We start from the raw sequence: 19,111 nt of genomic DNA on the forward strand, positions 1-19,111 counted from the left end.
CGTCAGGCCGTCAGGCCGTCAGGCGAAGACCACCGTCCGGGTCCCGTTGAGCAGCACCCGGCGCTCGCTGTGCCACTTCACGGCGCGGGCCAGCGCCTGGCACTCCACGTCGCGGCCGAGCGCCACGAGCTGGTCCGGCCTGACCTCGTGGCCGACCCGCTCGACCTCCTGCTCGATGATCGGGCCCTCGTCGAGGTCGGCGGTCACGTAGTGCGCGGTGGCGCCGATCAGCTTCACCCCGCGGGCGTGCGCCTGGTGGTAGGGCCGGGCGCCCTTGAAGCTGGGGAGGAAGGAGTGGTGGATGTTGATGATGCGGCCGGCCAGGGCCCGGCAGAGGTCGTCGGAGAGGACCTGCATGTAGCGGGCGAGCACCACCAGCTCGACGCGCTCCTTCTCCACCAGTTCCAGCAGCTGGGCCTCGGCCTCGGCCTTGGTGTCCTTGGTGACCGGGATGTGCCGGAAGGGGATGCCGTAGGAGCCGACCAGCTCGGCGAACTCGGTGTGGTTGGAGACCACGGCCGCGATCTCGATCGGCAGGGCGCCGATCCGGGAGCGGAAGAGCAGGTCGTTCAGGCAGTGCCCGAACTTGGACACCATCAGCACCACGCGCATCTTCGAGTCGGCGCGGTGGATCTGCCAGTCCATGCCGAAGGAGTCGCCCACCGCCGCGAAGCTGGCCCGCAGCTTCTCGACGTCGACCGACGCCTCCGCGGTGAAGTGGACGCGCATGAAGAACAGCCCGGTGTCCCGGTCGCCGAACTGCTGGCTGTCCTCGATGTTGCAGCCGGTCATGAACAGATAGCTGGACACCGCATGCACGATGCCCTTTTTGTCCGGACAGGAGAGGGTGAGGATGTACTGGTCGTTCTGACCGGGCTGGGTGGGCTGCGACTCGCTCATGACCTCATAGGGTCGCACACCCGGCGGGCAGGTCAGACCGGGGCGCACTGGACACCGGTCAGGCCGGGGTCTGGAGCGCGCCGGTCATGGCGGCCAGCGCGGCGAGCGAGTGCGGGGCGGTGTCGGGGTCCTCGCCGTCCGCGGCGGCCAGGTGGACGTGCGCCTCGCGGGCGGCCCGTACGGCCTCCGGCCAGCCGGGGTGCTCCATGTACGCGGCGACCGGGGCGTCCGCGCCCACCTGGTGCATGAGGCGCAGCACCCGGAGGACGGCGGCGTCGACCAGCTGCGCCTCCTGGGCGTCGCGGAAGATCGTGCCGATGTACTTCTCGGCGGACCAGTTGTCGAGCCAGGTGTCCTCGACGAGCCGGTAGACGGCGTCGGTCACGTCTCCGTAGCCGGGGAGGCCGGCCAGCCAGGTGTGCTGCTGAAAGACGGGGTCGGAGAGCATGTGCAGCGCGGAGCGCACGTTGCTGCGCCAGCGCCACCACGGCATGTCGGAGAGCGGCATACCGCCCATGGTGGTCGAGCGGCGGCCGCGACGGGAAGACTTCTCCGAACCTTGCACAGCATGGGATCGTACGTTCCTCCCGATTGGTCTCGATCGGCCCCCCGGTGTTCACCACCGCGTCACCGTCCGTTGTGCCCCTGTCACTCACCCGTTCCGGCCGGAGCGGAAGGCTGCGGGGCCATGACCGGACGGCGACGCTCCTCCCCCCGCCCCCTTCCCCGCACCTCCGCGACGGCCGCGGCGGCGTGCACGGCGGTCATCGCGTCGCTGCTGGCCGGCTGCGGCTCCCTCCCCGGGGCGGCTTCCGGGGAGAAGGCGCCGGTCACGGTCATGACCTGGGCGCCCGAGGGCACGAAGACCACCAACATGCCCGGGATGCCGGCCATGGCGCAGGCGTACGCCCGCTGGGTCAACTCCCGCGGCGGCGTCGCCGGCCACCCCTTGAAGGTCCTCACCTGCAACGAGCGCAACGACTCGGCCCAGGCCACGCAGTGCGCCCAGCGCGCGGTGGACGCCGGGGCGGTGGCCGTCGTCGGCTCGTACAGCCAGTGGGGGCGCTCGTTCATGTCGCCGCTCGAAGTGGCCGGCATCCCGTACATCGGCGGATACGGCGCCTCCGCCGAGGAGTTCGCCAGCCCGCTGTCCTACCCCGTCAACGGCGGGCAGGCCGCCCTCCTGGCCGGCAACGGCCGCCAGTTGGCGGGCGACTGCCGGCGGGTGGCGCTGGTCCGCCCGGACACCATCCAGGGCGACCAGATGCCGGGGCTGCTCAACGCCGGCCTCAGCAGCGGGCACGGCGACGGCCGCTCCGGTGGAGCCGGCGCCCGTACCGGGGGGAATGGGAGCCGGGCGGTGGACATCAGGGCGCCCGAGGCCGGCACCGACTACACGGACCAGGTGGCCGCCGCCCTGAAGGCGGCGGGCGCGGAACCGGCCGTCTACGGGACGGCGAAGGCCGGCGGCGTCGCCCCCGGCTCCTGTGTGGCCGCGTCGCTCGGCGACCACACCGACACCTTCTTCGACTCCTTCCGGCGCCTCCAGGAGTCCCGCCCCAGGGTGCAGGTCGGGTCCGTCCTGGGCAGCGTCGACCAGTCGATGGTCAACCGCAGCGGCGGCGCCTCCGGCCCGTTGGAGGGCGCGGACGTCACCGGCTGGTACCCGGTACCGGGCGATCCGCGCTGGGGACCGATGCGCCGGGTGATCACCCAGGAGGCGTTCGACGACGACCGGCTCGACCCGGCCGACCAGGGCGTCCAGACGACCTGGATCGCCTACACCGTGCTGAGCGCGGTGATCCGGCAGCTGTCCGAAGCGGGCGTCTCGGACATCACCGCGCACGCCCTCCAGACCGCCCTGGACCGCGGTGAGCAGGCCGTCGACACCGGCGGTCTGACGCCGAAGCTGCGCTGGCGCAGCGACGACATGCTGGCCGTCGCGGACCTCCCGCGGATCGTCAACGCGGACGTGACGTACCAGGTCGTCCGGAACGGCGAACTGGTCGCCGCCCAGCAGGGGTTCGTCGACGTCGGCAGGACGCTGGAGCGGCGGCCCGCCGACGACGGCTGACGCCCGTCCGACGCCGGAGCGTCGGACGGGCCCGGCTCACAGCTGTTCCGGCTGGTGGGCCTGGAGGCCGTACTTCTGCGCGATCGGGTTCCACAGGCCCGCCGCCTCCTGCTTGGCCTTGGTGGCCGCGCCGCTGGCCGCGTTCCCGTCGGCGGCCTCCTTGCCGCCCTTGGCGTGGCCATGCTTGCAGCCGCCCTTGCCGCCGACCTTGTCGGCCCAGGCCGCGTAGTGGTTGTCGGCGGCGGCCGAGGACTGCCAGGCGGTGGTGAGCGCGGCGGTCAGCTGGGCGTTGTTGGGGATCTTGTCCACGGTGAGCTGCTGGAGCCGCTTGACCAGGTCGTTGCGCTGGCCGGCGGCGGACCGCAGATCGCCCGCGGCACCGTCGAGGTTGTTGCAGCCCTTGATGTTCTGTACGGCGCCGACGACCGCGGCGCGGCTGTTGTTGCTGTCGGCGAGGAGTGCGTCCAGCGCCTTGGCCTGCTGCGCGGCCGGGTCCTCGGCCGGCTTGGGCTGGTCGCCCTGGGGCGCACTGGCCTTGCTGGCGCCCTGCTCCTGCTGCTTCTGGGAGGTGTCGGCGCTGCTGTCGCTGTCGCTGCTGCTGCCGCCGCTGAGCGCCCAGCCGACACCGAGGCCGACACCGGCCAGCGCCACCACGATGGCGCCGACGATCACGGCGGGCGGCAGCTTGCGGAGCCGGCTGCCGCCGTCCTCGTGGGCGGTGCGCCGGTCGTGGCCGCCACCGGGGGCGAACGGGCCGCCGGGGCCGGCCTGTTGGCCGTACGGCGGGTGGCCGGCGTCGTCGAAGCGCGGCAGTTGCGCGGTGAACTCGGCCGGGGCGTCCCGGAACAGGCCGTCGAACTCGGAGGGGGTCGGCCGGTCGCCGGGCGCGCCAGGCTGGGCGCCGAACGGCGCTCCGGGCGGCGGGGTGGGCGCCCCGGGGGCACCGCCGCCGGGGACCGGCGGGATCAGCTGGGTGGCCTCGTCGGCGCCGGGCATCGGCTGGGCCGCCGGCGGCGCCTGGTGCGCCTTGATGGGCCGCAGCATCTGGGTGGCCGCGTCCTGGTGCCGGGGGGCCGCCTCGGGCGGCAGCGGGGCGGCACCGGCGGAGAGGGGGGGCAGGACCGTGGTGGCGTGGTCGCCCGCCGCGGGCGGCAGCGGGGCGCCGGTCTGCGGGGTCGCGCGGACCAGTTCGCCGGTGGGGCCGACCTGCTGCTGGGGCGGGAAGCCGCCGGGCGCGGGCTGGTTCGGCCGGCCGCCGAGGGGCGGGAGGACGGTGGTGGCGTGGTCGCCGGGCGCGGGCGGCTGCGGGGCGGCGGCCGGCGGGCCCGCCTGGGGCGCCGGGGCCTGCGGCGGCATCTGGGGCGCCGGGAAGCCCTGGCCGTACGACGGGTGGGGCTGCTGCGGCGCAACGGGCTGCTGCGGTGCGGCCTGGTAGCCCTGCACCGGGCCCTGGCCGTACGGCTGCGGCTCGATGGGCGCCGCTCCGGGCTGCTGACCGGCCGGCTGCTGACCGGGCCCCCAGGGCTGGCCCCACGGCTGCCCGGCGGGCGGTGCGGCCTGCTGGTCGGGCGCCCATGTGTCGCCGCCGCCGGGCATGACTATGCCCTCCCTGGCCGGGCCGGCCGCAGAATTCTGCGGGTCGTTGCCCTGTCCGCTCTGCGTCACCGGGACTCCTACCATCGTGCAACCTACGGAACCGTCGGCTGCACGCTACCGGTTCGCAGCGACGTTCGACCATGCGTCCTGGTCACCGCCGCGCGCACCGGCCGGGAGCGCCGCCGGGACCGCCGACCGCACGGCGGGCGGGCCGGAAAACCCGGCCCGCCCCGGCAGCACACGGCCGAACGCCCTTCGGCCGGTGCGCTCTTCCCCCCTCCTCCGGGCCCCCTCGCCCGGCTTCCACGGCCCGCGTCTGAGGCATTCCTCACGCCGCGACGGCGCGCAGCTCCATCCGGGCGGCGAATTCCCTTACGACAGGTTCGTCCTGATACGGCTCCAGACGATGCCGGAAGTCCTCCAGATATTCCGCGCCGCGGTCCGAGCGCAGCCCGCTGAGCAACTCGATCGCCTGGGTCCCCGTATGGCAGGCCAGCTCGATCTCCCGCTGCTGCACCTGGGCGCCGGCCAGCAGCACCAGCCCGATGGCGCGGCGCCGCGCCCGGCCCACCGGATGCCCGTCGAGCGCCTCCTGGGCGCGCTGCGCCGCCGGGGCCGGCTGCCCCAAGTCCCGGTGGCAGTGGGCCAGTTCGTCGGCCAGATAGGCCGGGTCGAAGTGGCTGATCCACACCGGGTCGTCCCCGGCGTCGGTGACCGCCTCGGCGCGCTCCATCGCGGAGACCGCCCGGCCCGCCACCCCCTGGAAGGCCCGGGCGTCGCCCAACAGGGCGTGCCCGCGCGCCTCCGCGGCGAAGAACATCGCCTCCACCCGGGGCGTGACCTGCCCCCGCGCGCCCTCCTGGGCGGCCCGCGCGAGCTGGGCGATCTCCCGCGGATTGCCCAGGGAGGCGGCCAGATGGCTCATGCTGGCGGCGAGGACGTAACCGCCGTAGCCGCGGTCGCCGGCCGCCTGCGCCAGGCGGAGCGCCTGGATGTAGTAGCGCTGCGCCAGCCCTGGTTGCCCGGTGTCGACGGCCATGTAGCCGCCCAGTTCGGTCAGTCGCGCGACGGCGGCGAAGAGTTCCCGCCCCACCGCCTCGCGGTAGGACCCCGCCAGCAGCCCGGAGACGACGCTGTTGAGGTAGTGCACGACGACGGGGCGGACGTGCCCGGAGCCGAAGCGGTGGTCCAGTTCGCTGAGCGCCGAGGTCATCGCCCGTACGGCGGCGACATCCGAAATCCCCACTCTGGCCCCGGCGTTGCGGGACACCTGGCTGTCCGCGCCGGTGATCAGCCAGTCCCGGCTGGGCTCGACCAGCGCGGAGGCGGCGACCGTGGACCCGCTGAGGAAGTCCCGCCGTCCGACGTCGCTGCGCCACAGCTCGCAGACCTGCTCGATGGCCCCGAGGACGGTCGGCGAGAACTGCAGGCCCACCCCGGACGCGAGGTTCTTCCCGTCGGCCATCCCGATCTCGTCGATGGTGACCGTGCGGCCCAGTTTGCGGCCGAGCGACTCGGCGATGATGGCGGGCGCGCGGCCGCGCGGCTGCTGGCCGCGCAGCCAACGGGCCACGGAGGTCTTGTCGTAGCGCAGGTCGAGACCGTGTTCCGCGCCGCACATGTTGACGCGGCGGGCCAACCCCGCGTTGGAACACGCGGCTTCCTGGATCAGCGCTTGCAGCCGTTCATTGGGCTGGCGCGCGACGAGTGGCCTGGCGGCCATGGTGTTACCCCCTGTACTGCTGCTGCGCGTTCACCGGCGAACGCCGTCCCCGCGATCAATTCCCCGTACATATCCCGGATATCCGAGATATCCAGGATATGCGCGATACGAACCAGGGGGCGTGCTTCGCAGCAGATGCCCGGGATGCGTGCGATATGCGCGAGGCCCGTGCGTCGTCGTACGAAGCGCGGCACCCGAAGTCCGCGCTGCGAAGGGCTGATCCACGAGGAGGGGTAGTGCGCGGTGTCCGTGCACCGGTCGCGGCGCCGCGGTGCAGGGCTCCCCTGGTGCTCCGCGGCCGTCCGCCGGGCGGCCTCTCCGCCCGTCACGCACGTGGCTACCCGCTTCGCGGGCCCCATCCGCACACGCGCCCCCACTGGTGCTTCCATGCGCCCCACGTGCGGGAACGGTGCGCCGGGCCAGTCACCCATTCGGCCGTAACCCTTGGTGACACGGGGAGTTGTCCCCTGCGTGGAAGAGACCATCGCAGTCACAGGAGTCCCGCAGATACCCACACAGCGCGGAGAGCAACTCACCGATACCGCGGTGCGTTACGCAGAGGAACGCCACTGGGAGGTGTTCCCCGGCGCATGGCTGGAGCACGACGGTGATCGCTCGCGCTGCTCGTGCGACACCGCCAACTGCCCCTCGCCTGGCGCCCATCCGACCGCACCCGGCTGGGCCTCCCTGGCCACCGGCAGCGCCACCGCCGTGCGCCGGATGTGGAGCACGCAGCCGCGGGCCTCGATCCTGCTCCCGACGGGCCGGACGTTCGAGGCGCTCGACGTCCCCGAGATGACGGGCTGTCTGGCGCTGGCCCGTATGGAGCGGCTGGGCGTGACGCTCGGCCCGGTGATCCGCAGCCCCGACCGCCGGATGCTCTTCCTCGTCCTCCCCGGCGCCGCCGCGAAGGTCCCGGACCTGATCCGCGACCTCGGCTGGACGCCGGCCGCCCTCGACCTGGTCTGCCGCGGCGAGGGCGAGTACATCGCCGCACCGCCGACCCGGGTGGGGCCGCACGGCGCGGTGCAGTGGGCGCGCCGCCCCACCGTGAGCAACCGCTGGCTGCCGGACGCGGAGGAGTTGATCAAGCCGCTGGCGTACGCCTGCGCACGTGACGCGGTGGCGCTTCGCGCCCGCTGACCCGGGTCCGAGGGGGTTTGTCAGCGCCTGCCCGTATCGTGGGGAGCCGACGGGGGTCATGTTCCGGCCCCTGCGGGGACGTCGAAGGGCAGGCCATGGCCAGCGAACCGGACATGAGGCAAGACGAGCACGGGTCGGCCGCGACCCCGGACGGCACCGAGGCCGGTCCGCCCGCGGTCCGCATCGAGGGACTGTGGAAGCGGTTCGGTGAGCAGACCGCGGTCCACGGCATCGATCTGACGCTGCCCGCGGGCCACTTCATCGGCCTGGTCGGCCCCAACGGCGCCGGCAAGACCACCACGCTCTCCATGGTGACCGGCCTGCTGCGGCCCGACTCCGGCCTGGTCGAGATCGGCGGCCACGACGTGTGGCGGGACCCGGTGGCGGTCAAGTCCCGGATCGGCGTGCTGCCCGAGGGGCTGCGCCTCTTCGAGCGGCTCTCCGGGCGCGAACTCCTCGCCTACATAGGCAGGTTGCGCGGCCTCCCGGGCGCCGAGGTGGACAAGCGGGCCGGCCAGCTGCTGGACGTGCTCGACCTCTCCGGCGCGCAGCACAAGCTCGTCGTGGACTACTCCACGGGCATGCGCAAGAAGATCGGCCTGGCCGCGGCCCTGCTGCACAACCCGGAAATCCTCTTCCTGGACGAGCCGTTCGAGGGCGTCGACCCGGTGTCGGCGCAGACCATCCGCGGCGTCCTGGAGCGCTACACCTCCTCCGGGGCGACGGTCATCTTCTCCAGCCACGTGATGGAGCTGGTCGAGTCGCTCTGCGACTGGGTCGCGGTGATGGCCGCCGGCCGGATCCGCGCACAGGGCCCGCTGGCCACGGTGCGCGGCGACGCCCCCTCGCTCCAGGACGCGTTCCTCGAACTGGTCGGCGCGGGCGACCGCCACGCCGGGCAGAACCTCGACTGGCTGGGCGGCGGCGCCCGATGAGCACCGAAACCACCGCCTCCCCCTCCTCACTGGTCCCGGTCTTCGTCCGGCTGAAGCTGACGCTGCTGCGCAACGGCCTGCGCCAGTCGACCGGGCGCACCGTGGCCTACGTCCTCTCGGCCCTGGCCGGACTGCTCTTCGCCGCCGTGACGGTGCTCGGCCTGGTGGCGCTGCGCGGCAATCCGCACGCCGGGAGCCTCACCGTCATCCTCGCCGGGCTCCTCGCCCTGGGCTGGGCGGTGATGCCGCTGTTCTTCCCCACGGGCGACGAGACCCTCGACCCGACCCGCCTGGTGATGCTGCCGCTGCGGCCGCGCCCGCTGGTCGGCGCGCTGCTGGTGACGTCACTGGTGGGCATCGGCCCGTTGACCACGCTCGCCCTGGTGACCGGCACCGTCATCGCGGTCGCGCACGGCACCGGCGCCGCCCTCGTCGGCGTCCTGGCCGTCGTCCTGGTGGTGCTGGTGTGCGTCGCCCTGGCGCGGGCCGTCGCCACCGCCTCGGTGCGGCTGCTGACCAGCCGCCGGGGCCGCGATCTCGCCGTGCTGGGCGGCCTGTTCGTCGCCCTCGGCGCCCAGGTCGTCAACGTCGCGGCCCAGCGCCTGGGCCGCCCCGACGGCCTGTCCGTCCTGGAGCCGCTGGGCGGGGTGCTGCGCTGGGTGCCGCCGGCCTCCGCGCTGGCCGCCGTGGACGACGCCGGCCACGGCTCCTACGGGCGCGCGGCGGTCGGCCTCGGGCTGACGGTGCTGGCCCTGGCGCTGCTCCTGTGGTGGTGGCAGCGGACCCTGACGACCCTGATGACCGCGCCGGACTCCTCCACCCTCCAGGCCGTGGAGAAGGACAGCGCGCGCCGGACCGGCGGCGAGGAGCGGGGGCTCGCCCGGCTGCTCCCCGGCGGGCGCACGGGCACGGTCATGCTGCGCACGCTGCGCTATGCCTGGCGCGACCCGAAGTCGAAGATGGCCTGGGCGATGGCGCTGGGCATCGGCCTGCTGCTACCGATCGTCACCACCGTCCAGGGCAACGGCAGCCTCTACACCTCCTTCTCGGCGTCCGCCCTGCTCGGCATGCAGATGTACAACCAGTTCGGGCAGGACACCTCGGCGTTCTGGATGGTGGCCTCGACGATCTCCTCGCCCCGGGACGCCTACGAGGAGCTGCGGGCCCGTGCGTTGAGCCTGGCGCTGATCGCCGTCCCGTTCGTCACGCTGGTCGTCGTCGGCACCGCCGCCCTCGTCGGCCCCTGGTCGTCCTTCGTCCAGGTCTACGGCCTCTCGCTGGGCCTCCTGGGCGCGCTGGTCGCCACCGGAGCGTTGGCCTCCTCCCTCTTCCCCTATTCCATCCCGTCCGAGGGCAACCGCAGCGTGGCCCCCGGCCAGGCCGGTATCGCCTGGATCAGCCTGTTCGCCGGCTTCCTGACGGCCGCGGTGCTGACCTCGCCCCTGGTGGGGCTCACCTTCTGGCTCCATATGGCGGGCCTGGAGCACCTGTTGTGGCTGCTGGTACCGGTCGGCGCGGCGTACGGCGTGGGCATCGCGGCGCTGGGCCTGCGGGTGGCGGCGCCCCGGTTGGCGGCGCGACTGCCGGAGATTTTGGCGGCCGTCAGCAAGTAGTGTCCCGACGGGCCTCCCACGGTGTCGGGTGCCCGAAGCTCATAACGGGTACTTCTGTGATGGGCCTGATTGGGCCCCGTCCGGATATGGCCCGGACGGGGCTGATCGATGCGGGACTACTTCAATTCGCCAGGCAGGGGGCCCGGCACGACGTGCACAACGCAGTTGGGGCAGGCGTAGATGGTCACGTCCGGCCCGCTTGTGCGGGGGACATGGCGCACGGGGACAGGAACGCGCGTGGGCTTCCCGCAGCGGCAGCAGGTTGCGGCTCGCTCCGGTGGTACGAGCGGGAAGCACTGACGGTGCCAGCTCATGCGGCGCTCCCCTCGGTGGCGAACGAGGACGCGGGGAACGGGGCGCCGGGGTAGCTGTACGGGTAGTCCGTACCCATGGTGGCGAGCACTGCCGCGCGCCGCCGCTCCCTGATCACATGCAGCTCTAGTGTGCTCTCGGCTTGCTGTCGGAAGAACCCAGCGGCTTCTTCTTTGGTCGGCCCGGTCCAGGGGCGGGACCACGGGTTCACGGGTGCGGGTTCGGTGCTCGGTTCGGCGGTGGGGACTGCTGCGTGTCGTCCTCGGGCGGGCAGCAGTAACCGCAGCATGCACACCAGCGCACGGGCGATAGCATCGCGCATGAGTCGTTCAGCTCCTCGAAAGCTGTGTCGGCTAAGCCCCGATAGACCGGGCCTAATCGGTCTGTCGGGGCGTTTTCGTGCTTGACGGTAAGGGATCTGGTCTACCTTCGTCTACCTCAGTAGATAGACGTACACCTTCGGTAGGGGACATGGCTGGATGTCTACTGTGACTACATGGCTGCATCTGAGGTTGACCATGAATCCCCCACCCCGGTCTACCGGCAAATCGCGGTAGCGATCATCGCTGACATCGAGAGTGGCGCCCTGGCTGTGAATCGGCGGATTCCCTCTGAAGCATCTCTGGTGCAGCGCTTCGGCGTCGCTCGGGAAACTGTGCGCAATGCGGTCCGCTTCTTGCGCGAGGAAGGCTATGTCTTCACTGTTCCGCAACGAGGGACGTACGTCAGTGACCGCAGCGGCAAGGGCGGCGCGTAGAAGGGGCGGGTGCGGGGAGGCCCCCGCCCTGGTGTGAGCGGGGGCCTCCAACTCGCCGCCCTGACATGGGAGTTGCGTCAAGCTGCGGGGAACTGGACGCCCGGTTACTCGTCGCCACTAGTTGGCGGAGCCTTCGGGGCTTCGTGCCCCGGCCAGATGAACCCCCGTCGGGGTGTCGTGGCTTCCTCGTTTCCTGCTTGCGTCTGGGCGTCGCGCCATGCTCGTACGAGCGATGCGTACCGAGGGTTGATCCACTCAGTCATGGAGCCTCCAATCCAGCGTCCAACCTACGCCCAATTGGCCAGTCAGCTGCGAGGGTTCACTCTCGGGGGTCTTGCGGCGTGGGCATCGGCTTGATGGCACATTCCGTGGAGTGCTGGCAGTTCGCCGCCACGGTCACGAGGGGGGCGCCAGCACCGACAGGCGGCCCCCACAGTTCTTCATCGACGCTGTAGCCGCACTGCCGGATCCTGTCGCGGGTGCGATCCAGGACGCTGGGGTCGTAGTTCATCGGGTCCCAGCCGGGGAAGTGGTGCACGAAGTCTCCGCCCAGGTGCTCGCACAGGTCCGCGTACACCTTGGTGTGGAGGATGAGTCCATGCCAGCCTTCGTCAACCACTCGGGACGGTGCCAGGCCGTCGCCGGGGAAGCGGGAGCAGGCGGTAACGAACTTCAGCCCCTCCACGACGATCCGTTCGGCAAGGCTGAGTTCCATGCCGGGATTGTTGTCCTCCACCGTGTTGACGACGCCCATGAAGGACGCCTCCCCGACCAACGCTCGTACTGTGTTCATGTACGACCTCCTGTAGGTGGTGTGTCGTGCACAGGGCCGTCTCTGGCCGTGATCGCTGTCCAGGCTTGGCGACCGGAGACGCGCCTTGCGCCTTTCCTTGGATGGTGGAACCCGCCCTCGCCAACCGACGCTTACAGGAGGGCAGGGCGGGGACTCATGTCGGCCCGTCGCGGAAGCAGCGGCCGTACCGCGCCTAAGCTCGCTGAACCTGATCCAGTGAGACGAGCCATTCACGACCACCACGCTCCGGACGGATAAACGCCACATGTTGCTTTCGGCGCTCGCTCGGAGGGGCGGCAGGGTCTTCGAAGTCGCAGATCACATCACGCAGGATTCCGATACGTCCTGAAGTGTCCTCGACTCGCATCCCCACGTCATCAACAGTGATCATTTCGGGCATCCGCCGGCGTGTCTGTAGACCACAGTGGGCGGGCCGCCAGGGCGCGCCAGCATGCCCCGGCGTGCGGGTTCGAACGCTCCGATGGGCCTTTTGCACTCCGGGCACGTCACACCACTCGGGGCATACGTCATGTACTCCCACTTGATTTCGCCTGCACCCGCGCCGGTCTGGCTTGCCATAGCTGCCGTCCCTTCATGTCGCTACGGGAGATCGTCCCGCTGCGCAAATGTCTGCACTAGCGGCCCCATGTCGGCCCGACGTAGGCCAGACTTGCTCCATGGGGAGCAGCATCGGGGCCAACATCAAGCGGGAGCGGGAACGGCTCGGCTGGAGTCAGGCCCGGCTAGGACGGGAAGTCTGCCGAGCTGCTGGAGTCCAGGGGGAACCGGTAGGCCGACAGGAAGTCAGTCGGTGGGAAACGGGGAAGCGAACGCCCCGCGAGTGGCTGCCGTTCCTTGCTGCGGCCCTTGGAGTTCCCGTGGAAGTGCTCACGACGCCGCAGGCGCCCAGCGAACCAACGTTGCCGACGCTAGCCGACTTCCTACCCATCGAAGACCCGTTGGCGCCTCTGGGGGGCCGGACACGCGGCCGTCTCGGCATGGCCCAGGTAAATGACGTACAACAGCGGGTGCATGGCCTACGGCTGGCCGACGACTTCCTAGCGGGTGGGGATCTCCTGCGGCCCGCGTTGCGAGAGCTTCGAAGAGTCATTTGCATGCACCGAGAGCACTCATACAGCAACGCGACTGGGCGTCAACTCCTGATCCAGTTGGCTGAGTTGGCGCAGATTGTGGGATGGATCGCGAGCGATGCCGGGTGCCGCGAAGAAGCGGAACGCGTCTACCGGCTAGGTCTCGGCGCAGCGGCGCAGGCCGAAGATGGGACCCTTGCTGGGAATCTCGCCGGTTCGCTGGCCTACCAACTCAGTAATGCTGGTCGGGAAGTTGAGGGCCTCCACCTGGCTCTCGCAGCCCTCGAAGAGGCTGGGCTGGATGCACCCCCAAAGGCTCGCGCGCTGTACCTCGATCGAGTGGCGTGGGCATACACGAAGGCTGGAGGCTCTGAGAACGCGCAGCACGCACTTCGGGCGTTGGGTGAAGCAGGGGAAGCGCTGGCCAAGGAAAGCAAGGGGACGGAGTCCCCGGCATGGCTCTACTGGGTGAACGCTGGCGAACTCCAGGTCATGGAATCCCGCGTCTACACCGAGTTACACCGCCCCCTCCGCGCTGTCCCAATGCTGCGAAAGGTGCTCGGGGAGTATGACGCGACCCATGCGCGGGAAATGGCGCTCTACCTCTCATGGCTCGCAGTGGCTTACGCCGACGCGAACGAGCCGGAGGAAGCTGCGGCTACGGCGGAACGAGTCATCAGCCTGTCGGCGGACGTCGCGAGTGATCGCACAGCGCAACGAGTCCGGGTGATGTTGACTCGGCTTGCCGAGTACGCCGAAGTCCCCGAAGTTCAAGCTCTCCTGCACCAGGCCACGTAGTTCCCGCTCCAGCCCAGCGCCTACGACTAGACGCGACACAGAATGCCCCGACGACTGCCCAGCGCGAGCTGCCACCGGGGCAGGGATCTGTGCTACTACGATCAATCCCAGATATCCGAGTCGTCATCCTCGGGATCCGGTGCTGTGATCGCTGTTCGGGCACTCGGCGATAGCCCCAACTCGCGGATATAGCGGGCCAGTTGACTCCGGTACTGTCCCGCGATCGTAGCTGCGCCGTTCTTCACGGTTCCCCGCTCGGCGGTCACCATGAGCCCGCGCTCGGACAGGTCCCGCTCCGCCTGGTCGATGCGAGCGACGCACACGCACAGATCTTTCACCGTGGTGTGGTCCACTTCGCCGATCCCGGCGGCCACTTCGAGGATAGGCACGATCCGTCGCCACTCGGTTGACGCCACTTCCCGGCACCGGGTGTTCGCTGCCTCAACAGCAGGGTGCGGCGAGATTTTGAATACCTCGTTCCATTCTGGCTCGGCGAGGACAGCGCGCGGAACTATTACCCCCTCTTTGATCGCAGTCTTTGAAGGGTTCCCTTCACGTGCCCGCTGGACGGCTGACTTGGGTCTGTATCTGTCGGCCACGCATTCTCGCTTCCTGATCTAGGGCTTCCAAATTCGTCCGCTGCTCCGGTGCGAGTTTCTTTTCTCCCTGCCGCTCAACCAGCGGAGGGGAAGGGGGTACCCCCCTGGTCAGAACGGCGGGCGCTCGGCAGCCTCACGGCGCGAACGAGCTTCAGCAGCGAATCCGCCTGGTTGCTGCCGCGCGGTCGCCCGGTTGTGGCACGTGACGCACAACGGACGAAGATGCTTCGCCGCATCCGGATCCGAGTCACCTCGTGCAATCAACTCCCGTCGATTCAAAGGGAAATGATCCGCAACGTTCGCCGCAGCACCGCACAGCACACACCACGGGTTCGCGTACAGGTACGCCCTACGGATGCGCTGCCAACGAGTCGTGTAGACAGCGCCACCACGCGACGCACGCTCCTTGTTCGCCTCCCGCTGGTGCCGGTCGCAGCGACCGCCGGCCCGCGTCAGCTCGGGGCACCCGGGGATTGAGCAAGGGGGGCGGGGTCTCTTTGGCATGGGGGGCTCCAATGGGGGATGGAGGGCGCGTTAAGCCTCGGCCCATTGTGGTTACTTGGCAGCGTTCTGAATCATCACGTGCGCCCCGGCGACGGGGAATGCGAATCCGACGCGCATAGTGCCCTTGACGGCCACGCGGTCACTAGTGAAGTAGACGGACTTGTCCACGTCCAAGCGCGTGCCCTCGCGAACAACGGTGAGCATGTCGGCCCGGCTAATTCCGTAGACCACGTCCGCCGGCGCATACGGCGACACGAACACCGGACGCCCGAGGATCTGTCGCCGACCCACGGCAGTCATATCGGAGTTGAGCAGGCCACGATTCGAGTTCGCTTGATCCTTCAGCTTTGCCAGTTCCAGTGTCGTTGCCGCGCTCATGACCCATGCGGTGATGTTGCCGCCCGCAGCCTCAGACAACGACAGTGCTTCTTCCAGTGGGTCCAGGTTGGTGTAGGTAACGGGCGCGGACACCTTCGATATGCCGTCCAGCGCAGCGAGTCCCGAAGGGTTCGGGGCAGTGAGCTTGTTCAACAGTGCATTGTCCACGCTGTTGGCAATCTGTCGGGCAATGGACCGTCCGACCTGATCGCCAGCCGACGGGGAACTGTCCTCCGCCATCTCCCGGCTGATCACGGTAAGTCCCGCGAACTTGGCCGGGGTCACCACGATTTCATCGAACTTCACGTCGGACGGGGTGATTTCCGCGCCCTCTTCCACGGCACCGACCGTGACGTCAGACGCAAGCAGTGGAACGCGGTAGCGCGTGCTGCCGGTCGGAACGATGGTGCCCACTTGCATGGCGAGCGACAGTTCCTGAACGGGCTTCTCGACCAATGCGCCGTACTCGTCGGGAAGAACCCCTTGCGCGCCGGGCGTGTTGGTGTAAATGGACATGCTTTCTCTCCTGTTCGGCGTGTCGGACTGGTTGATTCGGCGTGTCAGCCGTGGTGTCCGCGCAGTGCGGTGTTCCAGTCGGGCGTGTCGTCATTGGTGCTGCTGCGCGGCCCGCCGCCAACGTCACCCCAACCGGTCGGACGTGCAGCAAGATTGGGGCGGGACTTCAGCAGGGATTCGATAGCGGCAGTGACCTTTCCCGTGTCAACGTCGCCGTCCTCGCCAAGCAGATCAGCAACCTTCTGCTTTCCCAAGTCAAATAGGTCGGAGGGAACGTCGAGACGCTGCGCCGCCTGGCGCTCGATTTCCCGCAACAGCATCGCGTCAATCCGCTTTTGCGCTGCCTCCAAGCGGCTGTGCGCTTCCTCTAGGGCTTGGCGGTGATCCTCCGGAACGGACTCCCCGCCATCGACTGCGGGACCCCCAGCGGGCGCTGTGGCGGGACCCTCGGGGGCCTTGGCGTGCTCGTCCTGATCGTGAATGTTCTCGGTGGTTTCCATACGTGGCTGCCGCCCTGGTCGGGGCAGCGCTCCTTCCAGAAGTGGGCATGAAAAAGCCCCTGCGCGTGGTCACGTCAGGGGACGAAAAGAGTTCAGGCCGTTGCCTGGTACGCGGTTCGGCTAACTTGTACTGCGGGCCGAGCGCAGGGGACTTGGGCATCGCTGTTCCGAGAGTGGGCACTCAGCCCGCCGAAGTCCCCCCGTGGGGCGGGTGCGCGGTAATCCCGCTTTCATTCACTGTGGAGGGCGGAGGTTTCCCGGACCGTTTCGGACAGTCGGACTGTTCTCGCTCTCGGTCTATGTGGAGAGCGGAGGTTTCCCGGGCCCCCGAGGGGCGCCAAGCAGGATCACCGGCCTCTCTCCCGGGCTGTAATGGAGAGCGAAGGTTCCCAGAGTGCCGAACCGTGGCGGTGTGTCGAAAAGTGGTCCGGTCTCTCTTCTCTCTTATTTTTTCTACGTGTTCTAAAAAAGTGGTGAAAACCGTCACTCCAACACCCTCCCTCTCCGCTGCAGGGCAGCCCGACCCGACCCCGGAGCCCACCAAGCCCCACAGGGTGTCTGTGCGCCTGCCTGCGGGCACGCGAAAGCCCCGGCGACCGTTGGGGCCTACCGGGGCTGTTCGGGCCCGTGATGGCCGGCTACGCGGCGGTTGCGAGCGTCTACGGTGTCAGGTTCCGGTGTGCGTTCGCCCCGGGTGTAGGAGCGTGCTTGGGGTTGCCTTCCGCTGCGAGGTGATCGGCCATAGCTGCGGCTTCACCGATGCAGGGGTCAAGGTCCCCGGTGATGGTGAACTCCACTCGTCGCAGGTCGAGCGTGCGCCATCCGCCCTTGGTGCCGCGCTTCACGTCCAGGCGTGCGCCTGCCTCGATGAGCATGGCGCGTTTCCCTGCTGTGTCGGATGCGTGCCATTCGTCGGCGAACGTGCGACCGGTGGGGACGATCTCGCGCCGGGGCTCGGTCTTCTCTCTCGTCTCCAGCTCGGCCAGCCGCGCGTCAAGTGCGTCTGCGCGGCGCTGCCACTCGGCTTGGGCTGCCTTGGACTTCTGGCGTCCCTTTTGTTGCTGGTGTTCGGCGAACTCGGCGGCGGTGGCGTCGAGTTCAGGCTGAGGGTCATACCCGGGTATCTCCGTGATGCGCGTGAACTGCACGGGGCCAGCCAAGCGCAGGAACTCGGCGGTCACGTACTCGTCCACCCACGTGCCCCGGATGGTGACGGGGGCCGGGCAGTACGTCCCGTACTTGTACGAGCTGCACCCGTAGGCCCCGGAGGACTTGTTGAGGTACATGCGGCTGCCGCATCCGGTGCAGTGGATGACCCGCAGCAGCAGCGCCACCGAGTCCCTACGCGTCGGGGCCTTCTCCGCCGTCGGTTTCGGCGCCAACAGTGCGCCGATCTGGTCGAACTCCTCTCGCGTCACGATCGACGTTTCAGTCGCCATGACGGGGTTGCCCTGGTCGTCACGGACGGGCTTGCCCTTGTGCATCTTCCAGCCCAGCAGTGCGGGGCTGGTCAGCATCGTGACGATGTGCTGAGAACGCCACTGCACGGGCTTCTTCTTCGGCGCGTCCGCCTCGCTGTCGGCGTCGGTGGTGCCCTTGGTGCGGGCCGTGTACGCCTTCCAGTGCTCGGAGGGTGACAGAACCCCGTCCGCATTGAGCATGAGCGCGATGGCATGCGGGCTCATGCCTTCCAGCAGTGCGGCAATGATCCGCTCGATGACGCGCACGGCGTCCGGATCGGGGACGAGTGTCCAGCCGACCCCGCCGTGTTCCTTGGGCATGGGGGCAGGCAGGTAGCCGAACGGCGGGCGACCGCCGCCGCGCCACCGAAGCGCCATCTTCCGCATGGCTGCCTGCGCGCCGGTCACCCGGTCACTGATGCTCTGCGACTCCACCTGTGCGGCAAAGGCGAGCATGAGCATCATGAGTTCGCTCATGGGGTCCATGGGGTTGCGGAAGTCGAAGACGAGCCGGCCCCCGCCGATGCCCTCGGCGAACACGATCATTTTGCGGTGCTCGCGTGCCCACTCGGCGAGCTGGTACATGTCGCACATGGACCGGATGGCACGGTCGAAGCGCCAGAACACCAGGGCATCGAATGCTGTCGGACGGGCGAGCCATCCGCCGAGCTGCGGACGATCAAAGGGGCCGATCTTGGACGCGGACACGTCCAGGTCCACGGCTTCCCGAAGTGCATCCCCCTCTCCGAAGTCGATCCCGAGGGCTGCCGCCGCTATGTCGTCGGCTTCGCGCTGCCGCTCGGGGCTGGTCGTCTCATCCGTCCGCACCGACAGACGGATGCACCGGACCCCGCGCAGGGTCTCGGCGAACACGGTTCCTACAGTCCCATCGTTCTTCACTGCATTCGTTAGGGAGCGAGCCTTGCCCGCACCGGAGCTGACCTGCACGGATGCTGCTGTATGCCTCTTCACCCGAGCTGTAGGGACCGAGGGTGTTCCGAATTCGTACTTCTCCACCCTCTCTGTAGGGCCCAGCGAATCCCCAGACCGCTCGACTTGCGCAGACGTGGACCCGTTCGCCGGGGTGCGCGTAGTAGGTACGGACGGATTCCCGCTGACAGGTGCTGACGTGTTTCTCTCCACAGTTTCCGTGGAGGGCGAAGGGTTCTCGGGCCGCTTGACCTGCGTAGATGCCGCCATGGGGCGATCACTCCAGAACTATGACTCTGGAGCTTCGGGGGTTTCCCGCCGTGGGGGGCCTCGCCGTTGGTGGGGGTTGTTTGTGGGGTGGGGCCGCTGGTGTTGGTGGTGGGTGACGGGTGTGGGGTGTTTGGGGGGGGGGGGGGGGGGGGGGGTGGGTGGGGTAGAATAGAAAACACCACCACACCCCCACCACACCCACCCCCCCCCCCCCCCCCC

Annotated in this window: 16 protein-coding genes and 1 pseudogene; 7 read left to right on the plus strand and 10 right to left on the minus strand. The window is 69.5% G+C overall.

The genetic code is table 11. From position 1 onward, the window contains the following. Positions 1 to 18: 18 nt before the first annotated feature. A complete protein-coding gene (gene purU, locus ACIQE0_RS04400; protein ID WP_366339810.1) occupies positions 19 to 900 on the minus strand; it encodes a formyltetrahydrofolate deformylase in 882 nt (293 codons plus the stop codon). 58 nt (positions 901 to 958) lie between these two features. After that, on the minus strand, positions 959 to 1,417 hold the full coding sequence (locus ACIQE0_RS04405; protein WP_402329246.1) for a hypothetical protein: 459 nt from the start codon (positions 1,415 to 1,417) through the stop codon (positions 959 to 961). A 171-nt stretch (positions 1,418 to 1,588) separates the two neighbouring features. Here ACIQE0_RS04405 and ACIQE0_RS04410 point away from each other — a divergent pair, with 171 nt between their 5' ends. Beyond that, positions 1,589 to 2,974, plus strand: coding sequence for an ABC transporter substrate-binding protein (locus tag ACIQE0_RS04410; RefSeq protein WP_402328999.1), 1,386 nt, complete (start codon positions 1,589 to 1,591; stop codon positions 2,972 to 2,974). Between the two features lie 36 nt (positions 2,975 to 3,010). On the opposite strand, the gene ACIQE0_RS04415 is transcribed toward ACIQE0_RS04410, so the two are convergent. Both ACIQE0_RS04415 and ACIQE0_RS04420 read right to left on the minus strand, forming a co-directional pair. Beyond that, on the minus strand, positions 3,011 to 4,639 hold the full coding sequence (locus ACIQE0_RS04415; RefSeq protein WP_402329001.1) for a hypothetical protein: 1,629 nt from the start codon (positions 4,637 to 4,639) through the stop codon (positions 3,011 to 3,013). Between the two features lie 259 nt (positions 4,640 to 4,898). Further along, the gene (locus ACIQE0_RS04420) at positions 4,899 to 6,293 is read right to left on the minus strand and encodes a transcriptional regulator (RefSeq protein WP_366339804.1); all 1,395 of its coding nucleotides are present in this window, start codon (positions 6,291 to 6,293) and stop codon (positions 4,899 to 4,901) included. A gap of 471 nt (positions 6,294 to 6,764) precedes the next feature. Here ACIQE0_RS04420 and ACIQE0_RS04425 point away from each other — a divergent pair, with 471 nt between their 5' ends. The 3 genes from ACIQE0_RS04425 (at position 6,765) to ACIQE0_RS04435 (ending at position 9,984) form a co-directional block, all read left to right on the plus strand. Further along, on the plus strand, positions 6,765 to 7,436 hold the full coding sequence (locus ACIQE0_RS04425; protein WP_366339802.1) for a bifunctional DNA primase/polymerase: 672 nt from the start codon (positions 6,765 to 6,767) through the stop codon (positions 7,434 to 7,436). Between the two features lie 95 nt (positions 7,437 to 7,531). Continuing rightward, positions 7,532 to 8,371 carry an ABC transporter ATP-binding protein gene (locus ACIQE0_RS04430; protein ID WP_402329003.1) on the plus strand — a complete coding sequence of 280 codons (840 nt, stop codon included), beginning with the start codon at positions 7,532 to 7,534 and terminating at the stop codon, positions 8,369 to 8,371. Further along, a complete protein-coding gene (locus ACIQE0_RS04435; RefSeq protein ID WP_366339800.1) occupies positions 8,368 to 9,984 on the plus strand; it encodes a transporter in 1,617 nt (538 codons plus the stop codon). The genes ACIQE0_RS04430 and ACIQE0_RS04435 overlap by 4 nt, the downstream gene beginning before the upstream one ends. Positions 9,985 to 10,294: 310 nt before the next feature. On the opposite strand, the gene ACIQE0_RS04440 is transcribed toward ACIQE0_RS04435, so the two are convergent. Then, entirely contained in the window at positions 10,295 to 10,618 is a 324-nt protein-coding gene (locus ACIQE0_RS04440) for a hypothetical protein (protein ID WP_366334842.1), read from the minus strand. Positions 10,619 to 10,792: 174 nt separating this feature from the next. Between ACIQE0_RS04440 and ACIQE0_RS04445 the strand changes: the two genes are divergently transcribed. After that, on the plus strand, positions 10,793 to 11,053 hold the full coding sequence (locus tag ACIQE0_RS04445; protein WP_402329005.1) for a GntR family transcriptional regulator: 261 nt from the start codon (positions 10,793 to 10,795) through the stop codon (positions 11,051 to 11,053). A 319-nt stretch (positions 11,054 to 11,372) separates the two neighbouring features. Here ACIQE0_RS04445 and ACIQE0_RS04450 read toward each other — a convergent pair whose 3' ends face one another. Further along, a complete protein-coding gene (locus ACIQE0_RS04450) occupies positions 11,373 to 11,807 on the minus strand; it encodes a glycine-rich domain-containing protein (protein WP_402329007.1) in 435 nt (144 codons plus the stop codon). A 716-nt stretch (positions 11,808 to 12,523) separates the two neighbouring features. Between ACIQE0_RS04450 and ACIQE0_RS04455 the strand changes: the two are divergent. Together ACIQE0_RS04455 and ACIQE0_RS04460 are read left to right on the plus strand one after the other, a co-directional pair. Next, positions 12,524 to 12,721, plus strand: a pseudogene (locus ACIQE0_RS04455) (helix-turn-helix transcriptional regulator); the annotation flags it as partial. Positions 12,722 to 12,961: 240 nt separating this feature from the next. Continuing rightward, the gene (locus ACIQE0_RS04460; RefSeq protein ID WP_402329248.1) at positions 12,962 to 13,735 is read left to right on the plus strand and encodes a hypothetical protein; all 774 of its coding nucleotides are present in this window, start codon (positions 12,962 to 12,964) and stop codon (positions 13,733 to 13,735) included. 101 nt (positions 13,736 to 13,836) lie between these two features. Here the strand turns inward: ACIQE0_RS04460 and ACIQE0_RS04465 are convergent, their stop codons facing one another. The 4 genes from ACIQE0_RS04465 to ACIQE0_RS04480 all read right to left on the minus strand — a co-directional run bounded on the left by ACIQE0_RS04465 (position 13,837) and on the right by ACIQE0_RS04480 (position 18,565). After that, positions 13,837 to 14,334: a phage terminase small subunit P27 family gene (locus tag ACIQE0_RS04465; RefSeq protein WP_402329009.1), complete on the minus strand. Its 498-nt coding sequence runs from the start codon at positions 14,332 to 14,334 to the stop codon at positions 13,837 to 13,839. 555 nt (positions 14,335 to 14,889) lie between these two features. After that, positions 14,890 to 15,810: a phage major capsid protein gene (locus ACIQE0_RS04470; RefSeq protein ID WP_402329250.1), complete on the minus strand. Its 921-nt coding sequence runs from the start codon at positions 15,808 to 15,810 to the stop codon at positions 14,890 to 14,892. After that, on the minus strand, positions 15,777 to 16,232 hold the full coding sequence (locus ACIQE0_RS04475) for a hypothetical protein (protein WP_402329011.1): 456 nt from the start codon (positions 16,230 to 16,232) through the stop codon (positions 15,777 to 15,779). The genes ACIQE0_RS04470 and ACIQE0_RS04475 overlap by 34 nt, the downstream gene beginning before the upstream one ends. 659 nt (positions 16,233 to 16,891) lie before the next feature. Further along, positions 16,892 to 18,565, minus strand: a complete 1,674-nt coding sequence (locus ACIQE0_RS04480) for a recombinase family protein (RefSeq protein WP_402329013.1) — start codon at positions 18,563 to 18,565, stop codon at positions 16,892 to 16,894. Positions 18,566 to 19,111 lie beyond the last annotated feature (546 nt).

This window comes from Streptomyces sp. NPDC093097 (assembly GCF_044754325.1).
Lineage (GTDB): Bacteria > Actinomycetota > Actinomycetes > Streptomycetales > Streptomycetaceae > Streptomyces.

Bases quoted from the DNA above. Each gene is read 5' to 3' on its own strand.
- ACIQE0_RS04405 (WP_402329246.1), bottom strand. From the start codon at position 1,417: ATGGGCGGTATGCCGCTCTCCGACATGCCGTGGTGGCGCTGGCGCAGC.
- ACIQE0_RS04410 (WP_402328999.1), top strand. From the start codon at position 1,589: ATGACCGGACGGCGACGCTCCTCCCCCCGCCCCCTTCCCCGCACCTCC.
- purU (WP_366339810.1), bottom strand. From the start codon at position 900: ATGAGCGAGTCGCAGCCCACCCAGCCCGGTCAGAACGACCAGTACATC.
- ACIQE0_RS04475 (WP_402329011.1), bottom strand. From the start codon at position 16,232: ATGGAAACCACCGAGAACATTCACGATCAGGACGAGCACGCCAAGGCC.
- ACIQE0_RS04435 (WP_366339800.1), top strand. From the start codon at position 8,368: ATGAGCACCGAAACCACCGCCTCCCCCTCCTCACTGGTCCCGGTCTTC.
- ACIQE0_RS04440 (WP_366334842.1), bottom strand. From the start codon at position 10,618: ATGCGCGATGCTATCGCCCGTGCGCTGGTGTGCATGCTGCGGTTACTG.
- ACIQE0_RS04460 (WP_402329248.1), top strand. From the start codon at position 12,962: ATGCACCGAGAGCACTCATACAGCAACGCGACTGGGCGTCAACTCCTG.
- ACIQE0_RS04445 (WP_402329005.1), top strand. From the start codon at position 10,793: ATGGCTGCATCTGAGGTTGACCATGAATCCCCCACCCCGGTCTACCGG.
- ACIQE0_RS04420 (WP_366339804.1), bottom strand. From the start codon at position 6,293: ATGGCCGCCAGGCCACTCGTCGCGCGCCAGCCCAATGAACGGCTGCAA.
- ACIQE0_RS04430 (WP_402329003.1), top strand. From the start codon at position 7,532: ATGGCCAGCGAACCGGACATGAGGCAAGACGAGCACGGGTCGGCCGCG.
- ACIQE0_RS04450 (WP_402329007.1), bottom strand. From the start codon at position 11,807: ATGGGCGTCGTCAACACGGTGGAGGACAACAATCCCGGCATGGAACTC.